Raw genomic sequence first — 12,033 nt, 5'->3', positions numbered from 1 at the left:
GTGCCAAGTCTGCCGGTAATAAAATTGATAATTGAATCGAGAATTGGTTCTTGTCCGACCCGGCGCCGTTTCAGGCTCCCCGCATTGTTGGCGAGCACGGCCGTCGCACTGGCGCTGACGATCGTGTCGGCGCGCGCCGACGGCGGCGCCGGCGGAGCCGGTAGCAATGGCACGGGCGGCGGCGGTGGCGCGGCCGGTACCAGCGCCTCTCCTAATGGTGGGAATGGCGGTGACAACGCGACCGGACAAGGCGCGGGCGGCGGCGGCGGCGCTGCCGCAGGCGGCACCGGAGGCTCCGGGGGCACGGCCACCTCAGGCGGCAACGGCGGACTGGGTGGTGATGGCGGCAACGTTGTCGGTGGCAACGGCGGAAACGGCGGCAACGGCAACTCAGCCCTGACTGCGGGTAGTGGCGGTGGCGGTGGCGGCGGCGGTGGCGGTGGCGGTGGCGGTGGCGGCGAAGGTGCGCTCGGTGCCGGCTCCGGTGGAGCGGGTGGCGCTGGCGGTCACGGCGGCGCCAGTGCGAGCGGCGCCGATGGTTCTGCTGTCATTGGCGGCCTTGATGCGAGCGCGGGAGGGGGCAGCGGCGGCATCGGTGGCGGCGGCGGTGGGGGTGGCACCGGCGTAGAGGTCAGCGTCGGCGGCAGCACGCTTTCGATAGCGGCGACCGGCGGCGCGGGTGGGGTTGGTGGCAGTGGCGGCGCCGGCGGGAGCGGCGGCAATGGAGCCAGTGCTCTCTCCCTGGGCGTCGCTGGTGTGACCGGCGTGACCGGTGGCAACGTCCTCGGCAGCGGGGGCGCTGCCGGCGGCGGCGGCAATGGCGGCACCGCCGTGCAGGTCACCAGCGCAGGCACCACGACGGTCCAGCAAACGGTCGCCGGCGGCGATGGCGGCAGCGGCGGGCGCGGCGGTACAGCGGGTCACGGCGGGAGCGGTGGTGCGGGCGCTTCCGGCGCCAATGTTCTCGGCGCGCTCGATGGCGGGACCGGTGGAAACGGCGGCAATAGCGGGGTTGGTGCCGGCGGCAATGGTGCGATCGGCGGCAGCGGTGGCGACGGCATCCAGGTCACGGGTGGCGGCACCGTGACGATTTTGCAAAGCGTCACGGCAGGTACCGGCGGCAGCGGTGGCGCTGGCGGTGCAGGCAGCGCCGGCGGCATGGCCGGCAACGGCGGCAACGCGGGATCCAGCATCGGGCTCGGCGTAGCCGGCGGGCGCGGTGGCAATGGTGGCACCGGCGGCAGCGCCAGCGCCCACGCAGGCGATGGCGCCAATGGTGCCGACGGTGGCGTTGGTCTGCAGGTGACGAGCGGTGGCACGCTCTCAATTTCCCAAACGATCATGGGAGGCGCCGGTGGCAATGGCGGCGCTGGCGGCAACGGCGCCAATGGCGGCGCAAGCGGGATCGGCGGCGCCGGCGGCACAGGCGACAATGGCGCCAACGGGTCCTCCGGCTCCGGCTTTCTCAATGGCAACAACGGTCTGGTTGGTGGCGCTGGCGGCAACGGCGGGAATGGTGGCGCCGGCGGAAATGGCGGCATTGGCGGTAGCGGATCCAGCGGCGGCGATGGTGTCCAGCTCACGAACGGCGGGACCGTTACAGTTTCGGGCAGCATCGCTGGTGGCACCGGCGGGATTGGCGGCTCCGGCGGCAATGCCGGCAACGGCGCCGCCGGGGGCAACGGCAGTGACGCCGGCGCAGCGGGCACCGGCGGTGCTGGCGCGAGTGCCCTTCTCCCGGCCGTCGCTGGCGGCAGCGGCGGCAGCGGCGCCGCCGGCGGAATGGGTGGCAACGGCGGGAGCGGAGGAAGCGCCGGCAATGCCGGCGTAGGTGGTCATGGCGGCGCCGGCGGCGCCGGCGCGACCATTTCAAACGGTGGCACGCTGACCAATCAAGGCATCATCACCGGCGGCGATGGCGGCCGCGGCGGCACCGCAGGCAGTGGCGGCAACGGCGGCGCCGGTGGCAATGCGGGCAACGGCGGTGTCGGCGGCGTTGGCGGCGCTGGCGGCAACGGCACCGCTGGCGTCAACGTGGTCGGCTCGACCGATGGCGGCAATGGCGGCAACGGCGGGACCGGCGGATTTGGCGGTGCCGGCGGCAATGCCGGCAACGGTGGCAGCGCCTCGAGCCGCGGCGGCGATGGCGGCTATGGTGGCACCGGCGGCGTTGGCGCCGCCTTCTCCAACGGCGGCACGCTGATCAATCGCGGCACGATCACCGGCGGCAATGGCGGCATCGCCGGGGCCGCGGGCATGGGTGGCCTCGGCGGCACCGCGGGCAGCGCCGGCAGCGGTGGTGTCGGCGGCTCCGGCGGCGTCGGCGGTGCCGGGGCCTTGGCCGCCAGCGGCGGCACGAACGGCACCACGGGGACGAACGGCTTCTCCGGCGTGAGCGGCAGCGCCGGCGCGAGCGGTAGCTCCGGCAGCAGCACCGTCACCGCCGGGGTCTCCGGCGCGGTCGGTGCAGGCGGCGCCGGCGTCATCGGCACCAATCTCAGCATCATCAACAGCGGATCGATTTCAGGCGGTCTCGCCGGCGACGGCGTCACGCGTGCCAACGCCATCACCTTCACCGGCGGCGCGAACACGCTGCAGCTTCAGGCCGGCTACAGCTTCAGCGGCAACGTCGTCGATCAGACGGGCAACGGCGCCTTGCAGTTCGGCGGCAACACCAACCCCACTGCTTCTTTCGACGTTTCGCTGATCGGCGCCGCTGCGCAGTATCGGGGCTTCGCGAGCTTCGAGAAGACGGGCGCTTCGACCTGGACGCTAAGCGGCACCAATAGCGCTGCATTGCCGTGGTCGATCGCCGCCGGCACGCTGCTGGTGAACGGCTCGCTGGCCAATTCGACCATGACCGTGAACGCCGGCGGCACGCTTGGCGGCACGGGCACTATCGGCGCAGCGACGATCAATGCTGGTGGCACGTTCATGCCTGGAGCCGTCAACACGCCCGGGACGTCGACGATGGTCGCCGGCAATCTGGCCTTCCAATCGGGCGCGCTCTACGTCGTTGCGGTCAATCCATCGACGTCGAGCTTCGCCAATGTCACGGGCGCGGCGACGTTGACAGGCGCGACCGTGGTCGCGAATTTCCTGCCCGGCAGCTATGTCTCGAAGACATACACGATCCTGACCGCGGCCGGCGGACGTGGCGGCACGACGTTCGCGGGCATCACCAATGTCGGACTGCCGACGGGCGCCAGCGATACGCTGAGCTATGACGCCAACAACGCCTATCTGAACCTGACCGCCGCCTTCACCAATTACACCGGCCTCAACGTCAACCAGCAGAACGTCGCCAACGCGCTGACCTACGCCTTCAACAATAACGGCGGCCTTCCGATAGGCTTCTTCGGGCTCGATCCCGCCGGCTTGACCCAGGTCTCCGGCGAGAGCGCCACCGGTTCCCAACAGACGACGTTCAACGCGATGAACCAGTTCATGGGCGTGATGACGGATCCATTCATCTCCGGTCGCCGCGGTCCCGTCAGCGCCGGCGGCCCGCCGAATGCATATGCCGAGGACAGCTCGGCCTACGCGGCACGCGGTCGAACTGTTGGCGAGCGCGACGCTTATGCTGCGATGTCCACCAAGGCGCTGGCAGCTCCGACCTTCGACCAACGCTGGAGCGTGTGGGCCGCCGGCTTCGGCGGGTCGCAGACCACGGCCGGCAACGCCATCATCGGCTCGAACAACAGCGCGAGCAGCATCTACGGCATCGCGGTCGGTGCGGACTATCGGATCTCGCCGGACACGCTCGCGGGATTTGCGCTGGCGGGCGGCCGCACCGGCTTCAACGTCAACGGCCTCGGCTATGGCAGCTCCGACCTGTTCCAGGCCGGCGCCTTCGTTCGCCATAACGTCGGTGCGGCCTACATCATTGCTGCGCTGGCTTATGGCTGGCAGGACATCACGACCAACCGCATCGTCACGGTCGCCGGCATCGACCACCTGCGCGCCGAGTTCAACGCGAAAGCGTATTCGGGTCGCGTGGAGAGTGGCTACCGCTTCGCCATGCCGACGCTGGGCGGTCTCGGCATCACGCCCTACGCCGCAGGGCAATTCACCACATTCGACCTGCCGGCCTATGCCGAAAGTGTCGTCGCCGGTTCGCCGTTGTTTGCACAGACCTATGCCGCCAAGAGCGTGACCGACACGCGCAGCGAGCTCGGCATTCGCACCGACAAATCATTCGCCATGCAGAACGGCATCGTCACGCTGCGCGGCCGCCTTGCATGGGCGCATGATTTTAATCCGGATCGTTCGATTGCTCCGACCTTCCAGTCGCTGCCGGGCGCAAGCTTCGTCGTCAACGGTACGGCGCAGGCGCCCGACTCCGCGCTGACCACAGCCTCGGCCGAATGGCAGTGGACCAACGGCTGGTCTGCCGCCGCGACGTTCGAGGGCGAGTTCTCGAATGTCACGCAAAGCTATGCCGGCAAGGGCGCGATCCGCTACGCATGGTAATGCCTGGTTCTCGAGCTAGCGCGTCGCCAGCACCACGGCCGCCAGCGTGAAGATCAGCGCGGCGATCTGGCCCGGCCCCAACGGCTCGCCCAGCGCCAGCGCGGAGGCGACCACGCCGATGACAGGCACGGCCATGGTGCCGATCGCGGCCACTGACGCCGGCAGGCGCGCCAGTGCCGCGAACCAGCTGACATAGGCGATGCAGAACTGCACCACAGTGGAATAGACCAGCAGCCACCAGCCGACCGGCGTCACCAGCGAAAGATGCGTGGTCTCGACCAAGAGGCCGATGATCGAGATCGGCAGGCAGCCGATCCCGATCTGCCAGGCCGCGGCCGTGATCGGCGGCAGGTGGATCGGGTACTTCTTCGAGAACACCGTGCCGACGGCGAAGCCGATCGCGCCGCCCAGCGCCATGATGATGCCCGGCAGCTTCTCCACGCTCGCGGCAAAGCCGTTGCCGCCCATGATCGAGGCCAGGCCGACGAAGGCCATCACCAGCCCCAGCGTGCGCAGCACGGTCGGCCGCTCGCCCAGCACCGGCCAGGCAATCAGCGAGGCCCAGACCGGCATGGTGTAGGCGATCAGCGCCGCCTCGCTGGCCGGCAGCCAGAGCAGAGCCAGGCCCATCAGCACCATCCAGCCGGTGACGTTGAGGACGGCGGCGGTCAGTAAGCGCGGCCAGATCCCTGGCCCCACCTTGAGGCTCTGCCGGCGGATCAGCGCGAGGACGGCGAGCAGCACTGCGCCCAGCACCCCGGTCACCCCGCGCAGCGTCAGCGGCGGCAGCTCGGACAGCAGGAACTTCGTCACCGGCCAGTTGAAGCCCCAGCCGATCGAGGTAATGGCGAGGAACATCAGGCCGGCCGGGGCGATGCGCGGTCGCGCATCCCGGCGAGTCGAATCAAGCATGTGGGGTACCCGGCAAAATCGCGGTCAGCTTGGCGCGGATTCGCGCGCGCCACCACCACCCCGGCGGGCATGCCTGCCCTCACCTTCCGTAGCCCTACGTGAGTCCCGCTGAGGCAAGCCCGGTCCCGAAAAATATACCTGCCCTGTGAACAGCGGGGTGAAGGGTCCGTATCGTCATGGGATGCAAATTTTTTTGGTTGGGAATCCCTGAGGACTCACTGATACTTGGCTCAACAACAGGCGCGGGCTTGCCCCCTGTTATCCCCCGCAATCCACCATATTTAGTATTTGATTCAGGAACTCGCACTAGTTCTTGACGGGCGCAACGGAGAGTCCTAGCTTTCGGTCCGTTCGGCGCGAGTGAGTTTGCGTCCCGCCGGCACTCCCCCAAAGGGTCTCGCAAATCGTCACTCCGCCAAGCCAGCCAAAGGCCGCGGATGAGGGCTTGTCTGCCCTCGAAATGCAGACCTTCGGCGCCAGAACGGGCCGGCAACAGGCTCGGATGGCATTGGTTGAAGTGGCGTGTGGGGCGTTGAACGCATGTCGCGCACATCCCCTTGGGGGCGGATGGGTGTGGACATGCCGGCGGATGAGAACCATCGCGCCGGGAGAAACTGGGCCGGATCCACCGGCTGAACTGCGAAGCCTTTGGGCCGATGAGGCCCTCGGAGGAATCGCGAACCGAAATAGCGACCCGGGCGCCTTGCGGAGGCAGTCCGGCAGATAAAAGGACGGGGCAAGACCATGCGGATTGAGCGGCGCCACACCACTTCAGGACAGTCACCTTACGCCGGGATCGATTTCCGGCTGACCACGTCGGAGATCCGGAATCCCGACGGCTCGGTCGTGTTCAAGCTTGAGAACGTCGAGGTGCCGACCGAGTGGTCGCAGGTCGCCTCCGACGTGCTCGCCCAGAAGTACTTCCGCAAGGCCGGCGTCGCCGCGCGCCTGAAGAAGGTCGAGGAGGAGTCCGTTCCCTCCTTCCTGTGGCGTTCCGTGCCCGACACCGAGGCGCTCGCCGCTCTCCCCGAGAAAGAGCGCTATGTCAGCGAGCTCAGCGCCAAGCAGGTGTTCGATCGTCTCGCCGGCTGCTGGACCTATTGGGGCTGGAAGGGCAACTACTTCTCCTCCGACGAGGACGCCCAGACCTTCTATGACGAGATCCGCTACATGCTCGCCATGCAGATGGTCGCGCCGAACTCGCCGCAATGGTTCAACACCGGCCTGCACTGGGCCTATGGCATCGACGGCCCCGGCCAGGGCCACTATTACGTCGACCCCTTCACCGGCAAGCTGACCAAGTCCAAGTCGGCCTACGAGCACCCGCAGCCGCACGCCTGCTTCATCCAGGGCGTCGGTGACGACCTCGTCAACGAAGGCGGCATCATGGACCTCTGGGTCCGCGAAGCGCGCCTGTTCAAGTACGGCTCCGGCACCGGCTCCAACTTCTCCCGCCTGCGCGGCGAAGGCGAAAAGCTCTCCGGCGGCGGCCGCTCGAGCGGCCTGATGAGCTTCCTCAAGATCGGCGACCGCGCGGCGGGCGCGATCAAGTCGGGCGGCACCACGCGCCGCGCGGCCAAGATGGTCGTGGTCGACGTCGATCACCCCGACATCGAGACCTATATCGACTGGAAGGTGAAGGAGGAGCAGAAGGTCGCAGCCCTCGTCACCGGCTCGAAGATCAACCAGAAGCACCTCAAGGCGGTGCTGAAGGCCTGCGTGAACTGCGAAGGCTCGGGCGACGATTGCTTCGATCCCGAGAAGAACCCGGCGCTGCGCCGCGAGATCAAGCTCGCGCGCCGCAGCCTCGTGCCTGACAATTACATCAAGCGCGTGATGCAGTTCGCCAAGCAGGGCTACAAGGACATCCAGTTCGACGTCTACGACACCGACTGGGATTCGGAAGCCTACCTCACGGTATCAGGCCAGAACTCCAACAACTCGGTCTCGCTGAAGGACGACTTCCTCCGCGCCGTGGAAACGGATGGCGACTGGAACCTGAACGCCCGCACCTCCAAGAAGGTGACGAAGACGCTGAAGGCGCGCGACCTCTGGGAGAAGATCGGCTACGCCGCCTGGGCGTCGGCCGACCCGGGCCTGCACTTCAACACCACCATGAACGACTGGCACACCTGCAAGGCGTCCGGCGACATCCGCGCGTCCAATCCGTGCTCGGAATACATGTTCCTGGACGACACGGCCTGCAACCTGGCGTCTGCGAACCTGCTGACGTTCTACAACACCACCACGAAGCAGTTCGACGTCGCGGGCTACGAGCACCTCTGCCAGCTCTGGACCATCGTGCTCGAAATCTCCGTGATGATGGCGCAGTTCCCGTCGCGCGCGATCGCCGAGCTCTCCTACGAGTTCCGCACGCTCGGCCTCGGCTACGCCAACATCGGCGGCCTCTTGATGACCATGGGTCTGTCCTATGACAGCAAGGAAGGCCGCGCACTCTGCGGCGCCCTCACCGCTGTGATGACCGGCATCACCTACAAGACCTCGGCGGAGATGGCGGCCGAGCTCGGCACCTTCCCGGGCTACAAGAAGAACGCCGCGCACATGCTGCGCGTGATCCGCAACCACCGCCGCGCCGCCCACGGCCAGTCCAACGGCTACGAGGCGCTCAGCGTCAACCCGGTGCCGATGGACCTCGTGTCCTGCCCGCAGGCTGACCTCGTCAGCCACGCCCAGGCCGCCTGGGATGCGGCGCTCGAGCTCGGCGAGAAGCACGGCTATCGCAACGCCCAGACCACGGTGATCGCGCCGACCGGCACGATCGGTCTCGTGATGGATTGCGATACAACGGGCATCGAGCCCGACTTCGCGCTGGTGAAGTTCAAGAAGCTCGCCGGCGGCGGCTACTTCAAGATCATCAACCGCGCGGTCCCCGCAGCGCTCCGCGCGCTCGGCTATCGCGAGAGCGAGATCGCGGAGATCGAGGCCTACGCCGTCGGCCACGGCTCGCTCTCCAACGCGCCGGCTATCAACGCCTCGACGCTGAAGGCCAAGGGCTTTACCGATGAAGCCATCGCCAAGGTCGAGAAGGCCCTGCCGACTGCCTTCGACATCAAGTTCGCCTTCAACAAGTGGACCTTTGGCGAGGATTTCATCCGCGACCAGCTCGGCATCGGCGCCGAGGCGATCGCAGCCCCCGGCTTCGACCTGCTCCAGGCCGTGGGCTTCACCAAGCGCGAGATCGAGGCGGCCAACGTCCACATCTGCGGCGCGATGACGGTGGAAGGTGCCCCGCACCTGAAGGCCGAGCACTATTCGGTGTTCGACTGCGCCAATCCCTGCGGCAAGATCGGCAAGCGCTATCTGTCGGTCGAGAGCCACATCCGCATGATGGCGGCGGCGCAGCCCTTCATCTCGGGTGCGATCTCCAAGACCATCAACATGCCGAACGACGCCACGGTGGAGGACTGCAAGTCCGCCTACATGCTGTCGTGGAAACTCGCCTTGAAGGCCAACGCGCTGTATCGCGACGGCTCCAAGCTCAGCCAGCCGCTCAACTCGCAGCTCATCGCCGACGACGAGGACGAGGACGAGGAGGATGCGGTCGAGTCGCTCTACGAGAAGCCGATGGCGGCGCGTGCCACCCAGGTCTCGGAAAAGATCGTCGAGAAGCTGGTCGAGCGCATCATCGTGATGCGCGAGCGCGAGAAGATGCCGGATCGCCGCAAGGGCTACACCCAGAAGGCGGTCGTCGGCGGCCACAAGGTCTATCTGCGGACCGGCGAATATGACGACGGCCGTCTCGGCGAGATCTTCATCGACATGCACAAGGAAGGTGCGGCGCTGCGCTCCTTCATCAACAACTTCGCCATCGCGGTCTCGCTGGGCCTCCAGTACGGCGTGCCGCTCGACGAATATGTCGACGCCTTCACCTTCACCCGCTTCGAGCCGGCGGGCCCCGTGCAGGGCAACGACAGCATCAAGTACGCGACCTCGATCCTCGACTATGTCTTCCGCGAGCTCGCGGTGAGCTACATGTCGCGCTTCGATCTCGCCCATGTCGATCCGACCGAGTCGAACTTCGACGCGCTCGGCAAGGGCGTCGAGGAAGGCAAGGAGCCGGACGAGACCCAGCACGCGACCAAGCTGGTCTCGCGCGGCCTCACCCGCTCCCGCACCGACAACCTCGTGGTGATGCGCGGCGGCTCCGCCGCGGTCACCCAGGGCAACGACAGTGCCCCGACCGGCGGCAGCAAGGTTACCGCGCTCGCCTCGCACGGCACCTCGGCCCGCGCCGGCGATGCCATCGAAGGCGCCGTCGCGCTGAAGCAGGAAGCCAGCCACGACCTCTCCCCCACGGAGAAGTTAGAGGCCCTCCAGTGGAGCAAGGCCGGCAGCACCGCACAGACGCTCGTCCCCACCAAGGCCGAACGCCGCGCGGAAGCCAAGGCCAAGGGCTACGAAGGCGAGATGTGCTCGGAGTGCGGCAACTTCACGCTGGTGCGGAATGGCACCTGCATGAAGTGCGATACCTGCGGCAGCACGACGGGGTGTTCGTGAGCACCACGTTGTAGTCGCAGCCTTAGCGAGACCCGCTGATCGACTCAGCGGGTCTTTTGCTATTGGTCCACAGCGAATATTCAGTTGCAAACGCACCCGTGGCGGGCGAGCTAACCATGAAGTTCCGACTAGGATGGGTGGAGCGTTCGCTCCACCCATCCTACCTCACGGCTCATCATTCGCCGGCGCGTTGCGGCGTGCTTGCCTTGCGGCTTGTCTTGCGTCTTTTCTGGCAACCCAGTGCGAGCGAAATCGCTTCGCGGCATGAAACGCCCGCGGCGCCACGACCTGAAACGCCATGGAGGCAACGCCGGCGACAAATCCCTTCACCACGTCAAAAGCGAAATCGGGTCCAAAATACTCCCACATGACCCTGCGTCCTTCTTCGCGAAGGCACCGCCGGGCAGTCGTGGGCTGACATGAAAAATGGAAAGGCCCCGTCCGTCACCGGCGGGGCCTCAAGAAAAATCCCTGCACGCGCCGTTGCGCGCACGCGAAAATCTCTCGGTTCACCCGCTCATGGTGGACACGATGAAAGAGCTGCAAAGCATGGCCGTGCGATTGAAAACGCCCATAGCGATCATCCCGAAATTGCCAAATGCCGACCCGCCGGTGCGCATCGCCGAGCAAGCGCACGAGGGTATAGTGTCGGTGCTAAAGAAGCAGACCCGAGGGCTGCCGTCTGTGTGCCATTTCACAATTGGCGGAAGACTTTTATAAGGCGTGATGAGCAAGCGTGGCCCGCAGGAAGGACCGCCATGAACGGCAATCGCTACTACGGGGTTCGGGTCGAGGGCGCCAAATACGGCGTGGGTTTTGGCTCCGCACTCGCCATCGCAATCTCCTACACCAACAATCATTCGATCCTGTGGGCGATCATCCACGGCATCTTGGGCTGGCTCTACGTGGTCTATGTCGCCCTGTTCGGGTGACGACGAACGCGCGAGGACCAGGACGCCCGCAATTGCGAGCCACCGGGTCCGCGCGGAGCGCGGCCCGATGACAGGCTCTGCGAAGCAGTCCAGGCCGTCACCCGCGAATTGCGCCTTGCCGATGCCCGGCAAAATCTCACCACATGGCCGCCACGCAAGCGACAACCCACAATCGCGATTTCAGCGCAAACACGACGGAGGCTTGCGGCTTCAGCGATATTCAGGAGTTATTTGCAATGTTGAGTGCGGGCGAAAATAAGACAACGGGAAAATCCGGCCGGCGCGGCGCGAAGAAGAAGGCCGGGCAACGGACCAGGGCCGGCGAGCAACACGCAACTGCGGCCCATCAATTGCCGGATGCTTCGGCGGAGATCAGCCAAGAGACTAAGCAAGAGAACAAGCAAGAGAGCACCCAAGAGAACAGGCAAGAGGCCGAGCAAGAGATAAGGCAAGAGACGAGCCGAGAGATCAGTGCCCAGATACCCTCGGCTGCAGCCTTGCCAGGCGAGGCTTCCGGGATGGAGATCGCTGCAAGCGCGCCCGTCGCGCCGGTGGAACCCTCCCAGGCCAGCCCGCAGGCGATTGCCGATGCCTATAGCGACTACACGAGGACGTCGCTTGAGCACGCCTGGACCTTCCTGGGAAAGCTCGCGGCGGCGCGCTCACCCGTCGAGGCCTTTGAGCTTCAGATGGAGTACGCGAAACAGGTGTGCGGATCGTTGATCGCCGAATCCCAGAAGATCGCCGAGTTGCATGGACAATTGACCAGACAAAGGGTCATGCATTTTGAGGGGTTTGTGGCCAAGCTCACCCAGACGACGCTCGAAATCCGCGCGACACGTCACTAACGACAACTGCGTATTCCGACGCCGGGGGAGCGAGCGTAGCCCGGATGCAGCGACTTGTCCGCCGTAGCTCGAAGAGCGAAGGCGGAAGCGAAATCCGGGCTACCTGCCGCGGTCTCGGCATCGGCTAACGCTTGATCCGGAAAAGTGCGAAGCGGTTTTCCGAAAAGATCATGCTCAAACAACAACCTAAAGCGCGATGACGATTCGTCCCAATCTCATCGCGCTTTAGCCGGTTGTCTGTAAGCGCGTATTTTACCGCACAGGCTACGCGCGCGGCTGGCCGCGGCGTCGCGTGACGCCGGGCCCCAGCAGTGTCATCGGAACGGCTTGGTTGACCTGAGCGTTCGAAC

Annotated in this window: 6 protein-coding genes; 5 read left to right on the top strand and 1 reads right to left on the bottom strand. The window is 66.2% G+C overall.

The features are described 5' to 3' along the window. The first annotated feature begins 87 nt into the window (after window positions 1-87). Window positions 88-4,473, top strand: coding sequence for an autotransporter domain-containing protein (locus tag QJT78_RS26025; RefSeq protein ID WP_281460355.1), 4,386 nt, complete (start codon window positions 88-90; stop codon window positions 4,471-4,473). A 15-nt stretch (window positions 4,474-4,488) separates the two neighbouring features. On the opposite strand, the gene QJT78_RS26020 is transcribed toward QJT78_RS26025, so the two are convergent. Then, window positions 4,489-5,385, bottom strand: coding sequence for a DMT family transporter (locus QJT78_RS26020; protein WP_028148719.1), 897 nt, complete (start codon window positions 5,383-5,385; stop codon window positions 4,489-4,491). A 744-nt stretch (window positions 5,386-6,129) separates the two neighbouring features. Between QJT78_RS26020 and QJT78_RS26015 the strand changes: the two genes are divergently transcribed. From QJT78_RS26015 to QJT78_RS26000, 4 genes are all read left to right on the top strand, one after another. Further along, a complete protein-coding gene (locus QJT78_RS26015) occupies window positions 6,130-9,903 on the top strand; it encodes a vitamin B12-dependent ribonucleotide reductase (protein ID WP_038945421.1) in 3,774 nt (1,257 codons plus the stop codon). 531 nt (window positions 9,904-10,434) lie between these two features. Beyond that, window positions 10,435-10,623: a hypothetical protein gene (locus QJT78_RS26010; RefSeq protein ID WP_155257768.1), complete on the top strand. Its 189-nt coding sequence runs from the start codon at window positions 10,435-10,437 to the stop codon at window positions 10,621-10,623. Between the two features lie 38 nt (window positions 10,624-10,661). After that, window positions 10,662-10,835 (top strand): hypothetical protein, encoded by a 174-nt coding sequence (locus QJT78_RS26005; RefSeq protein ID WP_166096372.1) that lies wholly within the window; start codon window positions 10,662-10,664, stop codon window positions 10,833-10,835. Between the two features lie 143 nt (window positions 10,836-10,978). Continuing rightward, window positions 10,979-11,683, top strand: a complete 705-nt coding sequence (locus tag QJT78_RS26000; RefSeq protein ID WP_028148715.1) for a phasin family protein — start codon at window positions 10,979-10,981, stop codon at window positions 11,681-11,683. Window positions 11,684-12,033: the final 350 nt, after the last annotated feature.

It is taken from the genome of Bradyrhizobium sp. Mp27, from assembly GCF_029953005.1.
Taxonomy (GTDB): domain Bacteria; phylum Pseudomonadota; class Alphaproteobacteria; order Rhizobiales; family Xanthobacteraceae; genus Bradyrhizobium; species Bradyrhizobium barranii.
Note: the sequence above shows the minus strand (reverse complement) of the source record. Positions and strands in the feature narration are given on the sequence as shown.

Bases quoted from the DNA above. Each gene is read 5' to 3' on its own strand.
- QJT78_RS26020 (WP_028148719.1), bottom strand. From the start codon at position 5,385: ATGCTTGATTCGACTCGCCGGGATGCGCGACCGCGCATCGCCCCGGCC.
- QJT78_RS26015 (WP_038945421.1), top strand. From the start codon at position 6,130: ATGCGGATTGAGCGGCGCCACACCACTTCAGGACAGTCACCTTACGCC.
- QJT78_RS26010 (WP_155257768.1), top strand. From the start codon at position 10,435: ATGAAAGAGCTGCAAAGCATGGCCGTGCGATTGAAAACGCCCATAGCG.
- QJT78_RS26005 (WP_166096372.1), top strand. From the start codon at position 10,662: ATGAACGGCAATCGCTACTACGGGGTTCGGGTCGAGGGCGCCAAATAC.
- QJT78_RS26000 (WP_028148715.1), top strand. From the start codon at position 10,979: ATGGCCGCCACGCAAGCGACAACCCACAATCGCGATTTCAGCGCAAAC.